Origin of the sequence: Bradyrhizobium sp. cir1, assembly GCF_014198245.1 — a bacterium.
Classification (GTDB): Bacteria; Pseudomonadota; Alphaproteobacteria; order Rhizobiales; family Xanthobacteraceae; genus Bradyrhizobium.
This window is the reverse complement of record NZ_JACIHE010000016.1, coordinates 35,890-54,358: the sequence shown is the minus strand read 5'-3', so window position 1 is coordinate 54,358 and position 18,469 is coordinate 35,890. Positions and strand designations below refer to the sequence as shown.

Annotated in this window: 17 protein-coding genes and 1 tRNA gene; 7 read left to right on the top strand and 11 right to left on the bottom strand. The window is 64.9% G+C overall.

The features are described 5' to 3' along the window. Positions 1 to 12: 12 nt before the first annotated feature. On the bottom strand, positions 13 to 786 hold the full coding sequence (locus GGD63_RS27370) for a DUF2189 domain-containing protein (protein ID WP_183246406.1): 774 nt from the start codon (positions 784 to 786) through the stop codon (positions 13 to 15). A gap of 268 nt (positions 787 to 1,054) precedes the next feature. On the opposite strand from GGD63_RS27370, the gene GGD63_RS27365 reads away from it, so the two are divergent. Next, the gene (locus GGD63_RS27365) at positions 1,055 to 3,286 is read left to right on the top strand and encodes an ATP-binding protein (RefSeq protein WP_183246404.1); all 2,232 of its coding nucleotides are present in this window, start codon (positions 1,055 to 1,057) and stop codon (positions 3,284 to 3,286) included. A gap of 1 nt (position 3,287) precedes the next feature. Here GGD63_RS27365 and GGD63_RS27360 read toward each other — a convergent pair whose 3' ends face one another. The 7 genes from GGD63_RS27360 to GGD63_RS27330 form a co-directional block, all read right to left on the bottom strand. Then, positions 3,288 to 3,731: a hypothetical protein gene (locus GGD63_RS27360; RefSeq protein WP_183246402.1), complete on the bottom strand. Its 444-nt coding sequence runs from the start codon at positions 3,729 to 3,731 to the stop codon at positions 3,288 to 3,290. A gap of 2 nt (positions 3,732 to 3,733) precedes the next feature. Beyond that, positions 3,734 to 4,102 carry a nuclear transport factor 2 family protein gene (locus GGD63_RS27355; protein ID WP_183246400.1) on the bottom strand — a complete coding sequence of 123 codons (369 nt, stop codon included), beginning with the start codon at positions 4,100 to 4,102 and terminating at the stop codon, positions 3,734 to 3,736. A gap of 81 nt (positions 4,103 to 4,183) precedes the next feature. Continuing rightward, complete coding sequence (locus tag GGD63_RS27350) at positions 4,184 to 4,651, bottom strand: MarR family winged helix-turn-helix transcriptional regulator (protein ID WP_183246398.1); 468 nt, start codon at positions 4,649 to 4,651, stop codon at positions 4,184 to 4,186. An 8-nt stretch (positions 4,652 to 4,659) separates the two neighbouring features. After that, complete coding sequence (locus GGD63_RS27345) at positions 4,660 to 6,270, bottom strand: acyl-CoA synthetase (RefSeq protein WP_183246396.1); 1,611 nt, start codon at positions 6,268 to 6,270, stop codon at positions 4,660 to 4,662. 191 nt (positions 6,271 to 6,461) lie between these two features. After that, positions 6,462 to 7,601 (bottom strand): epoxide hydrolase family protein, encoded by a 1,140-nt coding sequence (locus GGD63_RS27340; protein WP_183246394.1) that lies wholly within the window; start codon positions 7,599 to 7,601, stop codon positions 6,462 to 6,464. Positions 7,602 to 7,724: 123 nt separating this feature from the next. Continuing rightward, positions 7,725 to 8,180: a GatB/YqeY domain-containing protein gene (locus GGD63_RS27335; protein WP_183246392.1), complete on the bottom strand. Its 456-nt coding sequence runs from the start codon at positions 8,178 to 8,180 to the stop codon at positions 7,725 to 7,727. Positions 8,181 to 8,240: 60 nt separating this feature from the next. Further along, on the bottom strand, positions 8,241 to 8,942 hold the full coding sequence (locus GGD63_RS27330; RefSeq protein ID WP_183246391.1) for an alpha/beta fold hydrolase: 702 nt from the start codon (positions 8,940 to 8,942) through the stop codon (positions 8,241 to 8,243). A gap of 146 nt (positions 8,943 to 9,088) precedes the next feature. Here GGD63_RS27330 and carA point away from each other — a divergent pair, with 146 nt between their 5' ends. After that, positions 9,089 to 10,279: a glutamine-hydrolyzing carbamoyl-phosphate synthase small subunit gene (gene carA / locus GGD63_RS27325; protein WP_183246389.1), complete on the top strand. Its 1,191-nt coding sequence runs from the start codon at positions 9,089 to 9,091 to the stop codon at positions 10,277 to 10,279. Positions 10,280 to 10,325: 46 nt separating this feature from the next. Here carA and GGD63_RS27320 read toward each other — a convergent pair whose 3' ends face one another. Continuing rightward, positions 10,326 to 10,541 (bottom strand): hypothetical protein, encoded by a 216-nt coding sequence (locus GGD63_RS27320; protein ID WP_183246388.1) that lies wholly within the window; start codon positions 10,539 to 10,541, stop codon positions 10,326 to 10,328. Positions 10,542 to 10,689: 148 nt separating this feature from the next. On the opposite strand from GGD63_RS27320, the gene GGD63_RS27315 reads away from it, so the two are divergent. Beyond that, on the top strand, positions 10,690 to 11,211 hold the full coding sequence (locus GGD63_RS27315) for a cupin domain-containing protein (RefSeq protein ID WP_183246386.1): 522 nt from the start codon (positions 10,690 to 10,692) through the stop codon (positions 11,209 to 11,211). Between the two features lie 178 nt (positions 11,212 to 11,389). Here GGD63_RS27315 and GGD63_RS27310 read toward each other — a convergent pair whose 3' ends face one another. After that, complete coding sequence (locus GGD63_RS27310; RefSeq protein ID WP_183246384.1) at positions 11,390 to 11,914, bottom strand: Dps family protein; 525 nt, start codon at positions 11,912 to 11,914, stop codon at positions 11,390 to 11,392. A gap of 115 nt (positions 11,915 to 12,029) precedes the next feature. On the opposite strand from GGD63_RS27310, the gene GGD63_RS27305 reads away from it, so the two are divergent. Together GGD63_RS27305 and GGD63_RS27300 are read left to right on the top strand one after the other, a co-directional pair. Further along, a complete protein-coding gene (locus GGD63_RS27305) occupies positions 12,030 to 12,731 on the top strand; it encodes a class I SAM-dependent methyltransferase (RefSeq protein WP_183246382.1) in 702 nt (233 codons plus the stop codon). A 54-nt stretch (positions 12,732 to 12,785) separates the two neighbouring features. Beyond that, a tRNA-OTHER gene (locus GGD63_RS27300) sits at positions 12,786 to 12,861 on the top strand. 216 nt (positions 12,862 to 13,077) lie between these two features. Here GGD63_RS27300 and GGD63_RS27295 read toward each other — a convergent pair. Next, positions 13,078 to 13,455, bottom strand: a complete 378-nt coding sequence (locus GGD63_RS27295; protein WP_183246380.1) for a helix-turn-helix transcriptional regulator — start codon at positions 13,453 to 13,455, stop codon at positions 13,078 to 13,080. Between the two features lie 108 nt (positions 13,456 to 13,563). Here GGD63_RS27295 and GGD63_RS27290 point away from each other — a divergent pair, with 108 nt between their 5' ends. Both GGD63_RS27290 and carB read left to right on the top strand, forming a co-directional pair. Then, positions 13,564 to 14,733: an MFS transporter gene (locus tag GGD63_RS27290; protein WP_183246378.1), complete on the top strand. Its 1,170-nt coding sequence runs from the start codon at positions 13,564 to 13,566 to the stop codon at positions 14,731 to 14,733. A 142-nt stretch (positions 14,734 to 14,875) separates the two neighbouring features. Next, positions 14,876 to 18,340, top strand: coding sequence for a carbamoyl-phosphate synthase large subunit (gene carB / locus GGD63_RS27285; protein ID WP_183246376.1), 3,465 nt, complete (start codon positions 14,876 to 14,878; stop codon positions 18,338 to 18,340). Positions 18,341 to 18,469: the final 129 nt, after the last annotated feature.

The window sequence follows — 18,469 nt, the reverse complement described above, 5'->3', positions numbered from 1 at the left end:
ACGACGCCGAGATTAAGGCACCGGCGCCACCAGACGCCGATACAGATGCCATGTCGCGTGCCCGAGCACGGGCAGCGTCACGATCAGGCCGAGAAAGTACGGCAGCGCCGAGACGATCAGCAGCATCACGATCACGGCCGCCCAGCCGATCATCGGCAGCGGGCTGGTCACCACCGCGCGCACGCTGGTCACCATGGCCGTGACGAAATCGACCTCGCGATCGAGCAGCAGCGGAAACGCCACCACGGTGAGCGAGAACAGGATCAGTGACAGCACGGCACCGACCGCGTTGCCGATGGCGAGAAACACCAGGCCCTCGTTGGTCGTCAGCACCACCGTGATGAATTCCTGGAGGCTCGAGAACGACGCATGCAGGCCGAGCAGCAGCGCGATCAGGAGCCGCACCTGGTACATCCAGATCACGAACACGAACAGCGTGACGAACGCCATCCAGCCGATCTCGCTGCGCGAACGGATCGCCGACCAGATCGCGCCGAACGAGACAGGCTCGCCGCGCTCGCGGCGGCGGCTGACTTCGTAGAGGCCGATCGCCACGAACGGGCCGATCAACGCGAAACCGGCAGCCAGGGGATAGACCAGATAGACCATGCCGAAGGCGGTGAGGCAGAGCATGATGACAATGCCGCCGGCGGCGTAGAGCGCGCCGAAGCAAAGCCCGTAGAGCGGCAGCGCCTGGAAATCACGGAGGCCCTCGACCAGCGCCTCGGCGATATCCGTGGCCACCACGGGACGCACGACCGGATCGACCTTGCCCGAGATGGACATAGCTTCCTCCTCATTTGCCGGTGCGATCTTCGTCGCACGCGACCTCAATGTTACTGCCCTTCGGCGCCGCGCGCACGCGCGAGTTGATCACGGGTTGACGGTATTGGAGGAAGCCTGCAGCGCCTCGACGCCCAGGCCCACCCGCCACGCGTGTATGTCAAAATCTTTCCTCGCTTTTCGGCACCATGCCTATGGACGGAGCGGAGGGCGGTGCCGCAAATTGTACCTCCGCCCCCATGCGCGATGACCAGAGCGGACCGTTCGACCGATGAGCTTGCATACCCGGCTACTGATCCTCGTCATCGCGGCCATGCTGGTGCCTGCGGGCCTCGTCGGCTTGCGCTTCATGCAGAACCGCAGCAGCGACATCAACGCCGCCCTGACCAATCTGGCGGCGGCCGCCGACGAGATTGCAAGCGACCTGGACGAGAAGATCCAGGGCACCGCGCAGCTTCACTATGGTCTCGCCCGTGCCCGCGACCTCGACACACGCGACAAGGCGGCGTGCTCGGCGTTTCTATCGGAGGTGCGTGAGGAATACCCGCAGTTCACCGGAATATTGACCATCGATCCCGACGGCAGCCTGTTCTGCGACTCGCTGCGGACCAACCGCAGCCTCGATCTCCGGGACCGCGCTTATTTCAAACAGGCCCTGGTCTCGAACCGCGTCGTGCTCGAGCCGGTGTTCGGACGACTGACCGGAATGTCGGTGCTCCAGATCGCCTATCCGGTGCGGACGGACGCGGGCGCATTGAAACTGATCCTGCTGGCTTCGTTCAACCTGCGCAAATTCGCGGAGTTTCACCACAAGCGCCTGCTCGGCGAAAAGGACATCCTGCTCGTCGACGGCAAGGGCACCGTTCTGGTGGCTCCCTCGGGCGCAGGCTGGACCGTGCCCGTCGGCGGGTCGATCGCGGGATCCGAACTGTTCCGCTTCGCGGCAACGCCTGACCGGAAGTCCTTTCAGGAGGTGACCGATCGCGAGGGCCGTACCCATGTCTGGAGTGTCGCCGCCCGCTCGCCGTCGACCCGGGATGCCGGTCTCTACATCCTGGTCGGACGGTCCGAGGACGGGCTGGTCGCGGCAGCGAACCGCCGGCTCTACGAGGACATGGCGATCCTGGCGGTGGCCTCGCTGCTGCTGCTGGCGGCGGTCTGGATCCTTGCGACCGTGAGCGTCGGGCGCCAGGTCGGACAGCTCGCCGCGATGGCGAAGAAGCTCGGGCGCGGCGATCTCAGCGCGCGCATTCCGCCGCCCCATCCGGGCGGCGAGCTCGGCGGGCTGATGACCCTGCTCAACGACACCGCCGAGTCGCTGCAGCAGCAACGCGCCGCCATCGCCGATCTCAACCAGAAGCTCAGCCAGTCGCAGAAGATGGAAGCCATGGGCCAGCTCACCGGCGGCGTGGCGCACGATTTCAACAATCTCCTGACCGTCATTCTCGGCAATTCGGAGCATCTGGCCGACCGCCTGGCAGGCGACAAGGAATTGCACCGGATCGCCGGCGACATCGCGACCGCCGCCGAGCGCGGCTCCGACCTGACGCGGAGCCTGCTCGCCTTCGCGCGCAAGCAACCCTTAAGGCCGCGCGACATCGACATCGCCGGCAAGCTGCTCGACATGGAGCCATTGCTGCGCAGATCGCTGGGCGAGCATATCGAGTGCACCTTTGCGCTCGATGCGGATCTGTGGATGACCAGCGTCGATCCCGGCCAGCTGGCGACCGCGCTGCTCAACCTCGTGCTCAACGCGCGCGACGCCTTGCCCGATGGCGGCAAGCTGACGGTCGAGGCGCGCAATACCTCGCTCGGCGAATCCGACCTCGACGTCAACGGCGAGCCGCGGCCGGGTGACTACGTCATGGTGGCCGTGACCGACACCGGCACCGGCATGACCGCCGAGGTCGCGGGCCGCGCCTTCGAGCCGTTCTTCACCACCAAGGAGGTCGGCAAGGGAACCGGGCTCGGCCTCAGCATGGTCTACGGTTTCGTGCGACAGTCCGGCGGGCTGGTGCAGATGCAGTCCGAGCCGGGACACGGCAGCGTCGTCAGGCTGTTCTTTCCTCGTCTTGCAACGCCGCCGGCCGAGGATTCATTACCGGCAGAGCGGATCGCAACACCCGATGGAAGCGAGACCATTCTCGTCGTCGAGGACGACGACATGGTGCGGGCTTATGTCGAAAACGAGCTGAAGGCGCTCGGCTACCGCGTCATCACAAGGTCGAACGGTCCCGCGGCGCTGGACCTGTTGCGCCAGCGCGGGGACATCGATTTGCTGTTCACCGACGTCGTGATGCCCGGCGGCATGTTCGGGCAGGAGCTTGCAAGGCAAGCAATGGCGCTGCGGCCCGGGCTCAAGGTGCTCTTCACCTCCGGCTACACCCAGGATCCGGTCAAGACGCCCGACGGAGTCGGTGACGCCCGCATCCTGCCAAAACCGTTCCGACGCAAGGATCTCGCCGCCATGCTGCGCGCCGCCCTCTCGGCACCGCCGCGATAGATCAGGACGAGAACGCGAGCTGGAGCGCCACGCCGAGATTGGCCGCGAACAGCGCCGCGTCGATGACGAAGATCCGGAGCATCGGTCCCTTCAACACCGGCCAGTAGGCCACCCCGACGCGTCCGCCGCGCATCAGGACCGGAAGGTTATAGGCGAACTGGCTGAAGTGGCAGGCAGAGAAGAACAGGAACAGCACGAGCTGCGCCTGCACCGGCTGGAAGAAGACCGGGCGCGCGGCCAGCAGATAGAACGACAACAGCCCGATCGGCAGGTTCATCCCGCCGAGGAACGCGACGCTCGCCGCCAGCGTCGGCGCGATCGGATTGCTGCGCTCTTCCCGCGGCAGCAATATCTTCAGCGTGTTGGCTTGCGCGATGCTGAACTGGATGAACGCGCCGACGAACCAGAGCGTGTTGAGAAGCAGAACGATATCCGAAGGGCGCATGGTTATTTTCCGTAAAAGGCTTCGCTGCGGACCACGCGGCCCGCAGCGTCGAAGTCCATGAATTCGCTGGCGCGCGTGCCGCCCAATTGCCACCACACCGTCAGCCGCGCGATCACCTCATCCCAGCTCCAGCTGAGGATCTTCAGGTCGGCGCTTTCGATATGGCCATAGGCTTGCCGCCAATAAGCGCGGATGTTCTCCGCGCCCGTGACGATGGGCGAGCCTGTCAGTTCGAGCGCCAGCGGACTGCGCATCTGCGCATCGTCGGCGAAATGTGCGACGACCGCATCGATGTCGACCTTGCACCAGCTCGCGCACCATGCCGCGACGAAACCTTCGGCCGCGGCGCGATCCATCTTCCCTGCGCTCATGGCAGAGCCCTCCCTGGCCTATTGGCCGGGAAAGTGGCAAAACCGCGCCTTCATGTCAACTATGTTGACTTTAGAAGCGGGTCAATTGTTGTCTGCGATCGCCTCCATGACAGCCATCCAGGCCGCCGCACCTGACGGTCCGGCGCGCTCGAACGCCCGGCGCATGACCTTGCGCTCGTGGTCCGACGCCTTCTGCTCGATGCGCTGCCCTGCGGCCGTCAGGCGCAGCAGTTTCGAGCGATGCTGCTCGGGCGCGCGCGTCGACGTCAGGAGCTTGCGCTCCAGGAGCAAATTGAGCGGCCGGTTCAGCGCCTGCTTGGAAATGCCGAGGATCTCGATCAGCGCGCCGATCGCGATATCCGGCCGGCGCGCCACGACGTAAAGGATACGGTGATGCGGGCGCGACAGCCCCTGCCTGGCGAGATAGTCGTCGGCCTCCAGCGTCATCCCGCGCCAGCCGTAATACATGAGCTCGAGGGACGCATCGAGATCGTGCAGCTTCGCCAGCGAGGCGCGGTGAAGCCCTGCGGCTTGAGACGTCTTCGGCATGGAAAAACCTAACCCCTCGCCCGCAGCTCGCGCCGCAGCACCTTGCCCGTCGCCGTCATCGGCAGCGTTTCGGCGAACTCCACGTAGCGCGGATATTCGTGGGCGGCGAGCTGCACCTTCACGAACTCCTGGATCTCGCGCGCGAGCGCATCGCTGCCGGTAAAGCCCGGACGCAGCACGATCCACGCCTTGATCGATTCGGTACGGATCGGATCGGGGATGCCGACCACGGCGGCCATCGCCACCGACGGATGCTTCATCAGCGTGTGCTCGATCTCGGACGGGCCGACGCGGTAGCCGGCCGTGGTGATGACGTCGTCCTCGCGGCTGACGTACCAGAAATAGCCGTCCTGGTCCTGCAAGCCGAGATCGCCGGTGAGCAGGAATTCGCCGGCATATTTCTTTGCCGTCGCCTCCGGATTGCGCCAGTATTCGAGCATGGTGACCGGGCACGGCTGGCGCACGCCGATGATGCCGCGCTGACCGCGCGGCAATTCCTCGCCCTTGTCGTTGACGATGCGGACATCGAAGCCCGGCGTCGCCTTGCCCATCGAACCCGGCCGGATCGGAAACAGATTCGAGTTGCTGCCGATCACGAGATTGCACTCGGTCTGGCCGAACACCTCATGCGCGTCGATGCCAAAAGTCTCGCGCACCCATCCCAGCAATTCGCCGCCGAGGGATTCACCGCCCGTAAAGATGCTGCGCAGCCTGACGCCGGGATGCTTCACGCCGGCCTGCCGCATCAGCTTCAGCGCGGTCGGCGGCAGGAACACATTGCGGACGGAAAGATCGGCCATCATCTGCATTGCCGCCTGCGGCTCGAATTTTCGCGCGCGATGGCCGACCAGCGGGATGCCGTGATACCAGAATGCCAGCAGGCCGTTGACGAGGCCGCCGATCCAGGCCCAGTCCGCCGGCGTCCACATGAGATCGCCGGGCCGCGGCAGGAAGTTGTGACACATCTCCACATTCGGCAGATGGCCGAGCACGACGCGATGCGCATGCAGCGCGCCCTTCGGATTGCCCGTGGTGCCCGAGGTGTAGATGATCAGCGCGGGATCATCGGCCGAGGTGTCGACGTTGGCAAAATCCTCGGACGCGGTTTCGATCGCTGACCAGAACGGCTTTGCGCCGGCGTGGACGGCGCCGCTCGTGACATAGATGTCCTGCAGATAGGGCAGCCGATCGCGGATCTTCGTGAGCTTGTCCCAGCCCGCCTCATCGGTGATGATGGCTCTTGCCTGCGAATTCGACAGGCGGAATTCCAGTGCGTCCTCGCCAAACAGGGCAAACAGCGGGATCGAGATCAGCCCGGAGCGGAACGCGGCCATATGCGCGATCGGCAATTCCAGGGATTGCGACAGGAACACCGCGACGCGGTCGCCGCGGACAAGCCCATCCGCCTTCAGCACATTGGCGAAGCGGCGCGACATGTCGGCAACCTCGTCGAAGGTGGTGCGCGTGGTGGCGCCGTTCTCGTCGACATAGACCAACGCCAAGCGGCCGGTGCCGTCGGCATGGCGATCGCAGCACGCTTCCGCCATGTTGAAGCGCGCCGGGATGTCCCAGCGGAAGTTGCGATAGAGCTCGTCGTAGGTCTTGGCTTCGGTGAGCATCGGCTTGGTCGTCTTCCCGGTGTCTTGTTGTTATGGCCCAGTCTAGAGCTGTGGGTGCTCGGAACAAGAGCCCCGCGGCGTCATTCCGGGGCGACGCGCCAGCGTCGAGCCCGGAATCCATTGCGCAGCGTTTGCTGCGGCCCGATGGATTCCGGGTTCGCCCTTCGGGCGCCCCGGAATGACAGCGGGGTTCATCGCACCGTCGCAAAGAACTTCCTGACATCGCGCACGAACAGCTCCGGCTGCTCGAATGCGGCGAAATGACCGCCCTTCTCCATCTCGCTCCAATGGGTGATGTTGTAGAAGTTCGGTTCCATCCAGCGCCGCACCGGCGTGATGATCTCCTTGGGGAACACCGCGACGCCCGTCGGCACCTTCACCACCGGCGTCGTGCGCCGCCTGCCAAAGCTCTCCCAATAGAGCCGCGCCGACGAGGTCGCCGTCTCCGTTGCCCAGTACAGCATGACGTTGTCAAGCAGCTCGTCCTTGCTGAAGATGTTTTCGGGATGGCCGTTGCAATCGGTCCAGGCCCAGAATTTTTCGAGGATCCAGGCCGCCTGCCCGCTCGGCGAATCCGTCAGGCCATAGCCGAGTGTCTGCGGCCGCGTCGACTGCTGTTTTGAATAGCCGGAGTCGAGATCGACGTAATGCTTGAGGCCGGCGAGCGCGCGCTTCTCCTCCGCCGTCGGCTCGCCCTCGACCTTCGGCGCCGCGTTGAAGGCGAGCGTGATGTGGATGCCGGCGCAATGCTCCACATCCTGCGCGCCGAGCGAGGTCGTCACCGCCGAACCCCAGTCGCCGCCTTGCGCGCCGTAACGCGCATAGCCCAGCTGGTCCATCAGCTTCGCCCAGGTCGCCGCGATGCGGTCGACGCCCCAGCCGGTGGTCTTCGGCTTGGCGGAGAAGCCGAAGCCCGGTAGCGATGGACAGATCACGTGAAAGGCATCGGCAGGATTGCCGCCATGCGCGGCAGGATCGGTGAGCGGCGCGATCACCTTGTGGAATTCGACGATCGAGCCGGGCCAGCCATGGGTGATGATCAGCGGCAGCGCGTTTGCTTCGCTCGAACGCACATGGATGAAGTGGATGTCGAGCCCGTCGATCTCGGTGGTGAACTGCGCGAAGCGATTGAGTTTTGCTTCGCGGGCACGCCAGTCGTACGCGTTGGCCCAGTAGGTACAAATCTCCTGGATCCACTTTAACGGCGCGCCCTGGCTCCAGTCGTCGACCAGCTCCGCCTCCGGCCAGCGCGTGCGCGCGAGGCGCGATTTGAGATCAGTGAGGACGTCGTCGCTGATGGCGATGCGGAACGGTTTGAAGGCGCCGGTCATCGTGCCTCCCCATTTTTCTTGTCATTCCGGGGCGCGCGAAGCGCGAGCCCGGAATCCATTAAGCAACGGACACAGCAGCGCGATGGATTCCGGGCTCGCGCTTCGCGCGCCCCGGAATGACGGCTAGCCCGACAGCGCCGCCTTCACCAGGCCGCTGGCCTTGCCGAAATCCATCTGGCCGGCGTACTTCGCGCGCAGCACGGCGATCACCTTGCCCATATCCTTCATGCCGGCAGCGCCGGTTTCAGCGATCGCGTCCGCGATCGCCTTCTTCACCTCGTCCTCGGACATCTGCTTCGGCAGGTACGCCGAGATCACGGCGATCTCCTCGCGCTCCTGCTTGGCGAGCTCGGCGCGGCCGCCCTTGTCGTAGAGCTCGACCGCTTCCTGGCGCTGCTTGATCATCTTCTGCAGCACGGCGAGCAAATCGGCGTCCGACAGCGGCGGCTTGCCCTGCCCGCGGGCGTCGATGTCGGCGTTCTTGATGGTCGAGTTGACCATGCGCAGCGTGGACAGCTTGCGCTCGTCCTTGGCCTTCATGGCCTCCTTGACCGCATTGTTGATGTCGTCGCGCAGCATGATCGTGATCCCTTCGAATATATGACGCCTGATCTAGGCCGTTTGCGGCCTCCACACAACCTAGCTCGCAAGCCATTCGGTGAGCGCCCGCACTGTCGCTTCCGGCTGTTCCGGTTGCGGCAGATGCCCGCAGCGCTCGAGGATCACGAGCCTGGCGCCGGCAATGCCCTCCGCCATTTCCTTCGAGAACGCATTCGGGATCGTGTTGTCTGCGTCCCCCGTCAGCACCAATGTCGGGCACTTGATGGCTGAAAGCGTCGGGCGCGAATCCACCCGCGCGATGATCGCGGTCTGCTGCCGCAGATAGCCTTCGACGCCGACATCCTCATCCTGCGCATGGACGAGCTTCAGGATATCGGCATCATTGCGCCGCGACGGATGCACGAGCTCCGGAAAGCTCTCCTCGCGAACGGCGCGGAGCTCGCCGCGCCTGGCGCGCTCCATCAGGCCGCGCCGGCGCGCGGTCGCCTCCGGCGTGTCAGGGCGCGCCTGGGTGTTGATCAGCGCGAGCCTTGCCACCCGCTCCGGCGCCTGGCGCATGATCTCGAGGGCGATGTAGCCGCCCATGGAATGGCCGGCGAGCGCGAAGCGCGGCGGCGCCTCGCTCAGCACCCGGGCGGCGATCGCCGCCATGCTGTCGTCGCGGATATGGTTAGCAATCATCACCGGGCCGAGCCGCCACAAGGCGGGGAGAACCGGGGCGTAGATCCGGGCCGAGGAGGCCAGCCCCGGAACCAGCAGAAGCGGGGTGGTCTGGTCCATTATTGCCTCGCAAGCCCCTCAAATTGTCGGAAATTGTGCGGCCGAGCTTAGGTGGCCGGGACGGGCTGTCAAATATGCAAAAACGCATGTGAATCGGCCCCCTCCCGCTTTGACGGGCGCGTGCAGGGGGCTTATGAAGCGGGCTCATGACACAACATGACAACGATCCCGCTTGGCCGGACCACAAACCGACCGCGCTCCTCGTGCTTGCCGATGGCACGGTGCTCGAGGGCTTTGGTCTCGGCGCCGAAGGCCACGCCGTCGGCGAGGTCTGCTTCAACACCGCGATGACCGGCTATGAGGAGATCCTCACCGATCCCTCCTATGCCGGCCAGCTCATCACCTTCACCTTTCCGCATATCGGCAATGTCGGTACCAACGAGGAAGACATCGAGACGGTGAACATGGCCGCGACGCCCGGCGCGCGCGGCGTGATCCTGCGCACCGCGATCACCGATCCCTCGAACTACCGCGCCACCAAGCATCTCGACGCCTGGCTGAAGGCCCGCGGCATTATCGGCCTTTCCGGCATCGACACCCGCGCCCTGACCGCGCTGATCCGCAGCAAGGGCATGCCCAATGCCGTGATCGCTCATTCCAGGACCGGCGAGTTCGACGTGCACGGCCTGAAGGAAGAAGCGCGCGAATGGCCCGGCCTCGAGGGCATGGACCTCGTGCCGATGGTCACGAGCGGCCAGCGCTTCACCTGGGACGAGACGCCGTGGCTGTGGGACAAGGGCTTTGGCCGTCAGGACAAGCCTGAGTTCAACGTCGTCGCCATCGACTACGGCATCAAGCGCAACATCTTGCGCCTGCTCGCTGGCGTCGGCTGCAAGGTGACGGTGGTGCCGGCGACGACCTCGTCCGAAGACATCCTGGCGATGAAGCCGGACGGTGTGTTCCTGTCCAACGGTCCGGGCGATCCGGCCGCGACCGGCAAGTACGCGGTGCCTGTCATCCAGGACGTCGTCAAGTCGGGCACGCCGACCTTCGGGATTTGCCTCGGCCACCAGATGCTCGGCCTCGCCGTCGGCGCGAAAACCAAGAAGATGCATCAGGGCCATCACGGCGCCAATCACCCGGTGAAGGACGAGACCACCGGCAAGGTCGAGATCACCTCGATGAACCACGGTTTCGCCGTGGACGAGAAGACGTTGCCGAAGGGCGCGACGCAGACCCACATCTCGCTGTTCGACGGCTCCAATTGCGGCATCCAGCTCGACGGCAAGCCGGTGTTCTCGGTGCAGTATCACCCCGAGGCCTCACCGGGTCCACGCGACTCGCATTATCTGTTCCAGCGCTTCGCCGACCTGATGCGGCAGAAGAAGAGCGCGTAGCGCGACAACACCACCCGGCGGATGAGCCCGCCGGGGCCCGGCTCCGTCACGGACGCATGAACATGAAGTCCGTGTCGGGATCGCAGTTCTCGGCGATAAAGCGCAGCTCCGCCTGGATGTCGGCGACCGGTCTCGTCTCCAGATATTTCGAGATCACGAGACTGAGCAAGGCGCGACAGACGGCCTCGTGCTCGAGGCCGGCCGTCTCCGCCTCATCGACGGCCGCCGAGAAATGACGCTGCGCAATCTCGGATGCGTACATGGCACTCCCTCCCTTTCGCTTCGATTTGCGTGCCCGCCAATGGCCGCCTGCGCCTTGATCTCCGTCAAGCCGGAGGATTGACTGGCGTCAGGAACCAAGCGATCTCCGCGGTCTTGATTCCCAGTCTATCGCCACTCGGAGCACAGCCATGTCCGTCGTTCGCGACAAGGCCGAGCCGCTCGCCATCGTGTTCGAGGATGACGGGCTCGTGCCGAACAACATCCTTCCGTTCCTGGTCTACCAGGGCGCGGTGAAGCTCGATCCGAAGCAGCCGGAAGTTACCATCGAAAACCTGTTCGAACAGAACGGATGGGGCGGGATGTGGCGCAACGGCGTCTACGACTATCTGCACTATCACGCCACGGTGCATGAGGTGCTCGGCGTCGCGCGCGGCAGTGCGCGCGTCCGTTTCGGCGGCGATCATGGCCAGGAGCTGGAGATCAAGGCCGGCGATGTCGCGATCCTGCCGGCCGGCACCGGGCATCAGTGCATCAAGGCGAGCGATGATTTCTGCATCATCGGCGCCTACCCGCCCGGTGCGAAGATGGAGATCACGCGGGCAACACCGGAGAACCACGCGAAAGCGCTGAAGACGATTCCAGAAGTCGCGCTGCCGTCCGCCGATCCCGTGACGGGGAAGGACGGGGCGTTGATGCGGTTGTGGGGGTAGGCCTAAGAACGCGCCAAGTACTCCGTTGTCGTCCCGGCGCAGGCCGGACCCATACGCCTCAGACAGGGTTATGGCGCGAGATGGTCATGACCTATCTTCGCCAAACTGGCTTTCGTGGTTATGGGTCCCGGCCTGCGCCTGGCCTGCACCGGGACGACAATGTTGATGCTCCCCTGCCCTACGCCGCGTTCGCACCTTCCTGCCGGGTCGCCTCGAACAGGAACCAGGTGCGGCGCTCGGTCTCGTCGATGAAGATCTCGAGGATGCTGGCGCTGGCGACGTCGCCGGCCTCGTCGCAAACGTCGTGCGCCTTGCGCATCGCAGCTGCGACGTGCTTGTTGTCCTGCATCAGCTCGCGCAGCATCTCGCGCGGCGGGACGTAGTCCTCGTTGTTGTCCTTGATGGTCTGGAGCTTTGCGACCTGGCCGATCGACTTCAGCGTGGTGCCGCCGATCTTGCGGACGCGCTCGGCGAGCTGGTCGGTGGTGGCGAAGATCTGGTCCGACTGCTCGTCGAGCAGCAGATGGTAGTCCCGGAAGTGCCGGCCGCTGATGTGCCAGTGGAAATTCTTGGTCTTCAGATACAGTGCGAACGCGTCGGCCAGAAGCACGTTCAGTTGCTCCGAGACCTTCCTGACCCCGTCGGACGACAGATCGGTGGGGGTATCGAGATCGGGCGAGACCTTGTTGTTGGTTTTGCTCACGGGAAACCTTCCTGTTAGGACGCGGACATTGACGGCGCGCCGTCGCACCCCTAACGCAAGGCGGGCAGCGCCAGTTCCTTGGCAGGAACCCTTTTGGCCGGGACCCGCGGACACCATGGACGATTGGATCGATTATTACGACTCGACGCATACGATCTATGTCAGCAAGCTGCATCGCGACTTGCACTTCCAGATCATTGCGCGGGACATCATCGGCTACATCACCTCGCCCGAGGCGACTGTGCTCGACTACGCCTGCGGCGAGGCGCTGTCGGCGGACCAGGTGGCGGCCGCCTGCGGCAAGCTGATCCTGGCCGAACCGGCGCCGGGCGTGCGCGGCCGGCTGATCGCGCGGTTTGCCCCCAACACCAAGATCCGCGTCCGCTCGCTCGACGACGTCCGCAACATGCAGGACCAATCCATCGACCTCGTGGTGATGAACTCGGTCGCGCAATACATGACGAGCGAGGAGCTCGATGCCGCGCTGCTCAATATCCGGCGATTGCTGACTCCCTCCGGAAAGCTGGTGCTCGGCGACATCCTTCAGCCCCATGTCGGCATGTTCAGGGACGTGGTGGCGCTGCTCGGCTTCGGTCTGCGTCACGGCTTCCTGAAGGACGCGCTGATCGGGCTGATCAGCACCGCGCTGTCGGATTACCGTCAGCTGCGCTCGAAGATCGGGCTGCAGCGCTACAGCGAGGACGAGATCATTGCGAAGCTGAAGACGGCCGGCTTCGCCGTCCAGCGCGCCCACACCAATATCGGCCACAATCGCTGGCGCATGACCTTCATTGCACGGCCGCCACTGGTTCGTTAAGCATAACAATTAGCCGTTGTAGCTTGTCGCACTGCAATCGGTAATGTCCGCCCCGGCCCGGTGGCGGAAGCGTCTACGCGAGGGCGGTGCAACGCTCTTTATCCTGGTTCAAATCCAGGCCGGGTCTCCAGCCTTCGCTGGCTTCGCCAGCTTCGGCTAGGCGAGCCCTGTCGTAGCGAAGGCTGCCTCGGCGAAGCCCAAAGGGCGAAGACGGGCACGCCAGACCAGCAGGGGCGAAGCGCGTCCGGCGTAGCTGGAGCGAAGCGAAAGCGAAGACGGACTGCCACCAAACACGCTGGATATCGCGACACGCGCCGGGCAAATCAGGACCTCACGCGCAACCGTCTCATTTTCGGTCAACCTCGACCAATTCGCAGCCGGACACGAGCGGAAGCCGGTCGGCATCCTTGGCTGCGGAGCTGAGCACGACATCGAGCAGGCCCGGGAAGCGCGCCTCCAGATCCTCACGTCGCAGCCGCATGAAGCGGTTGGTGCCCGCCACGCGCGTCCGCATCAGGCCGCAGTCGCGCAGCTTGGCGAAGTGATAGGCGAGGTTCGACTTGCCGCTCAGCGCGCTGAAGTCGCTGCAGCGGAGTTCGCTGCTGACACGTTCCTGCTGGGCGAGCTGATAGACGATGGCCAGACGGATCGGATCGCTCAGGCAATCCAGGACCATCGGCAGCTCGATCTGCTCGCGGGTGGGATGGTGCGGCGTGCGGCTCATGGTCCGGGAATCATAGCGATGCAACCGCAATGTTCAATAGTTCTTGAACCAATTGACAGCCACTTCGTTTGATAGTTCAATAAACATTGAACATAGGGATTGTCTGCAATGAGCGTCTTCTGGCTGGCCCTGGGGGCCTTTGCGATCGGCACCGAAGGGTTTGTGATTGCTGGGCTTTTGCCTGCGATTGCCAACGACCTGTCGATTTCGGTCGCGGCCGCCGGGCAATTGGTCACCGCCTACGCCCTCACCTATGCCGTGGGCTCGCCGGTGCTGGCGGTGGCGCTTAACAACGTCGACCGCCGCACCGTGCTGGCCCTGGCATTGACGACCTTCATCGCCGGAAATCTCGCGGCCATGGTGGCCTCCAACTACGCCCTGCTACTGGCCTCGCGGATGCTGATGGCGCTGGGCTCCGGCCTGTGCATGCCGACCGCGCTCGCGGTGTCGGTCGCCGTCGACTCGCCTGAAAGGCGCGGCCGCGCGGTGGCGCTGGTGACCTCGGGCCTCACGGTTGCGACCGTGATCGGCGTTCCCCTCGGCAATCTCGTCGGCAGCCTGTTCGGCTGGCGCGCGACCTTTGCCATGGTCGCGCTGATCGGCGCTGTTGCGCTCGCCGGCCTGCTGCTCGGCCTGCCACGCGGCCTGCCGCGCAACACGGCTTCGCTGAGCGACCGGCTGGCGGTGGCGCGTCACAGCAACGTCCTGATCGCGCTTCTGATCACCATTCTCTGGGCGCTCGGCGGCTTCACCGTGTTCACCTATTTCGCGATTCCCTTGCGCGGCCTCGGCTTCGATGCCTCGCAGATCAGCCTGGCGCTGCTGGTGTTCGGCGGCGCGGCCGCGATCGGGAACATGCTCGGCGGTGCCCTGGCCGACCGGCTCGGCACGCTGACCACCGCAGCGCTCGGGCTCGCCGGCATGGCGAGTGCCCTGATCCTGCATTCGCTGGTGCTCAAATTGATGCCGGGACAGGCGCACTACGCCGTGCTGGGCACGATCTTCTTGTGGGGCATCTCGGGCTGGGCGTTCTATCCGGCCCAGATCGCCAGCATCATCCGGATCGAGCCGCAGGCCTCGATGATCGCGCTCTCGCTCAACGCCTCCTCGATGTATCTCGGCTTCGCCATCGGTGGGGCCTTAGGCGGGGCGGTGCTGGCCACCCTGTCGCCAGCCGACCTCGGCTGGATCGGCGGATCGAGCGTTGCGGCCTCGCTTCTGGTGCATCTCGCCCGTGGCTGGCAGGCCCGCCCAAAACCCGTCAAAATTGCCGGTTGATGGGCATTTTTCGGGGTTTCGCCGCCCCGAAAACTGGTCTAAGACCCACCCGCGCGCGAGGGAGACCCCCGCGCTCTCGCTCAAAGGGACGCGCGGCAAGCGCGCCCTTTTTTTGTGCCCAAATTCCAGCCCGCGAGCGGTGATGCCTAAACGAACCGACATCTCGACCATCCTGATCATCGGCGCCGGCCCCATCGTGATCGGCCAGGCCTGCGAGTTCGACTATTCCGGCACCCAGGCCTGCAAGACGCTGAGGGAAGAGGGCTATCGCATCGTCCTCGTCAATTCCAACCCGGCCACGATCATGACCGACCCGGAATTGGCCGATGCGACCTATATCGAGCCGATCACGCCCGAGATCGTCGCCAAGATCATCGAGAAGGAACGTCACGTCATTCCCGGCGGCTTCGCGCTGCTGCCGACCATGGGCGGCCAGACCGCGCTGAACTGCGCGCTGTCGCTGCGCCGGCAGGGCACGCTGGAAAAGTTCGACGTCGAGATGATCGGCGCGACCGCGGACGCAATCGACAAGGCGGAGGACCGCCAGCTCTTCCGCAATGCCATGACCAAGATCGGGCTGCAGACGCCGAAGTCGCGGCTTGCCAACGCGTCCGAGTTGAAGAAGTCGTTCCGCGACAAATACCAGGCCGAACGCGAGAAGGCGTCCGGCGCGGCGCTCGAAGAGCTCGAGCGGCAGTGGACACTCGGCGAAGGCGACCGCCGCAAGCGCTATCAGGAATATGCGCTCGGACAGGCGATGATGGCATTGTCCGAGATCGGCCTGCCCGCGATCATCCGCCCCTCCTTCACGATGGGCGGCACCGGCGGCGGCATTGCCTACAACAAGGAAGAGTTCCTCGACATCATCGAGCGCGGCCTCGATGCGTCCCCCACCAACGAAGTCCTGATCGAGGAATCCGTGCTCGGCTGGAAAGAGTACGAGATGGAGGTGGTGCGCGACAAGAAGGACAATTGCATCATCGTCTGCTCGATCGAGAACCTCGATCCGATGGGCGTGCACACCGGCGATTCCATCACGGTGGCGCCGGCGCTGACGCTGACGGACAAGGAATACCAGATCATGCGCGACGCCTCGCTGGCGGTGCTGCGCGAGATCGGCGTCGAGACCGGCGGCTCCAACGTGCAGTTCGGCGTCAACCCCGAAGACGGCCGCATGGTCGTCATCGAGATGAATCCGCGCGTGTCGCGCTCTTCCGCGCTGGCTTCCAAGGCCACCGGCTTTCCGATCGCGAAGGTCGCCGCCAAGCTCGCCGTCGGCTACACGCTCGACGAGATCGCCAACGACATCACCGGCGGCGCCACGCCGGCCTCGTTCGAGCCGACCATCGACTATGTCGTCACGAAGGTGCCGCGCTTCGCCTTCGAGAAATTCCCCGGCGCCTCCACCACGCTGACCACGTCGATGAAGTCGGTCGGCGAAGTCATGGCGATCGGCCGTACCTTCCAGGAGAGCCTGCAGAAGGCGCTGCGCGGCCTCGAGACCGGCTTGACCGGCCTCGACGAGATCGAGATCGAGGGGCTTGGCCAGCACGACGACAAGAACGCGATCCGAGCGGCGCTGGGCACGCCGACGCCGAACCGCATCCTTCAGGTCGCGCAGGCGATGCGGCTCGGCTGGTCGAACGAGGACATCTTCAACTCCTGCAAGATCGATCCGTGGTTCCTCAGCGAGATGCGCGGCATCGTCGACATGGAAGAGAAGGTCAGGAAGAACGGCCTGCCGACCAATGCCTTCGGCATGCGCACGCTCAAGGCCATGGGCTTCTCCGACGCACGGCTCGCGGTGCTCGCCGAGACGACGGAGGCCGAGGTCACCGCCAAGCGCCACGCGCTCGATGTTCGCCCGGTCTACAAGCGCATCGACACCTGCGCGGCCGAGTTCGCTTCGCCGACCGCCTACATGTATTCGACCTATGAGGCGCTGTTCGCGGGCGTACCGGCGGACGAAAGCATGCCGTCGGACAAGAAGAAGGTCATCATCCTCGGCGGCGGCCCCAACCGCATCGGCCAGGGCATCGAGTTCGACTATTGCTGCTGTCACGCCTGCTTCGCGCTGCATGACGCCGGCTACGAATCCATCATGGTCAACTGCAACCCGGAGACCGTGTCGACCGACTACGACACCGCCGACCGGCTCTATTTCGAGCCGCTCACCGCCGAGGACGTGCTGGAGATCATCGCGAAGGAACGCAGCAACGGCACGCTGCATGGCGTGATCGTGCAGTTCGGCGGCCAGACCCCGCTGAAGCTCGCGCGTGCGCTCGAAGCCGCCGAAGTGCCGATCCTCGGCACCTCGCCAGACGCCATCGACCTCGCCGAGGACCGCGATCGTTTCAAGCGCGTGCTCGACAAGCTGCGGCTGAAGCAGCCGAAGAACGGCATCGCCTATTCGGTCGAGCAGGCAAGGCTCGTCTCCGCTGATCTCGGCCTGCCGCTGGTGGTGCGCCCGTCCTACGTGCTCGGCGGCCGCGCCATGCAGATCATCCGCGAGGAGAACCAGCTCAACGACTACCTGCTCGGCACGCTGCCGGAGCTGGTGCCCGCCGACGTCAAGGCGCGCTATCCGAACGACAAGACCGGCCAGATCAACACCGTGCTCGGCAAGAACCCGCTGCTGTTCGACCGCTATCTGTCGGACGCGACCGAGATCGACGTCGACTGCCTTTGCGACGGCAAGGACACCTTCATCGTCGGCATCATGGAGCACATCGAGGAAGCCGGCATCCATTCCGGCGATTCCGCCTGCTCGCTGCCGCCGCACTCGCTCGATGCGAAGATGATCGCGGAGCTGGAGCGGCAGACGCGCGAGCTCGCGCTCGGCCTCGATGTCGTCGGCCTCATGAATGTGCAATACGCCATCAAGGACGGCGAGATCTACGTGCTCGAAGTCAACCCGCGCGCCTCGCGCACGGTGCCCTTCGTCGCCAAGGTGGTCGGCACGCCGGTGGCGAAGATTGCCGCGCGCATCATGGCCGGCGAGAAGCTCGCCGACTTCAAATTGAAGAAGGCGGAGCTCAAGCACGTCGGCGTCAAGGAATCGGTCTTCCCGTTCGCGCGCTTCCCCGGCGTCGATACGGTGCTCGGCCCTGAGATGCGCTCGACCGGCGAGGTCATGGGCATCGACCGCAATTTCGAGGTCGCTTTCGCCAAGAGCCAGCTCGGCGGCGGCACCAGGGTGCCGCGCAAGGGCACGGTGTTCGTGTCGGTGCGCGAGAGCGACAAGGTCCGCATTGCGGATGCCGTGCGCCAGCTGCATTCGCTTGGCTTCAAGGTGCTGGCGACCTCGGGCACGGCGCGCTTCCTGACCGACCAGGGCATCCCGGCCGAGAAGGTGAACAAGGTGCTGGAGGGACGGCCGCACATCGTCGACGCCATCACCAATGGCGACGTCCAGCTCGTCCTCAACACCACCGAAGGCCCGCAGGCGCTCGCCGACAGCCGTTCGCTGCGGCGCGCGGCCCTCTTGCATAAAGTGCCGTATTACACCACTCTTTCCGGGGCCGTGGCGGCCGCGCAGGGCATCCGCGCCTATCTGGGCGGGGACCTTGAGGTTCGTACCCTGCAGAGCTACTTTTCGGAAACCTGATCGCGAGCGGCGGTGTCTCCGCCGCTAAGTGATTGGCAATGAAGCTACAATGGCCGGAGGAACTGTCCGGCCATGTGGTTGTTCTGTTCCGGCGCCAGACCCACATAGCGTTCCGGCGCTGGCGTGTTC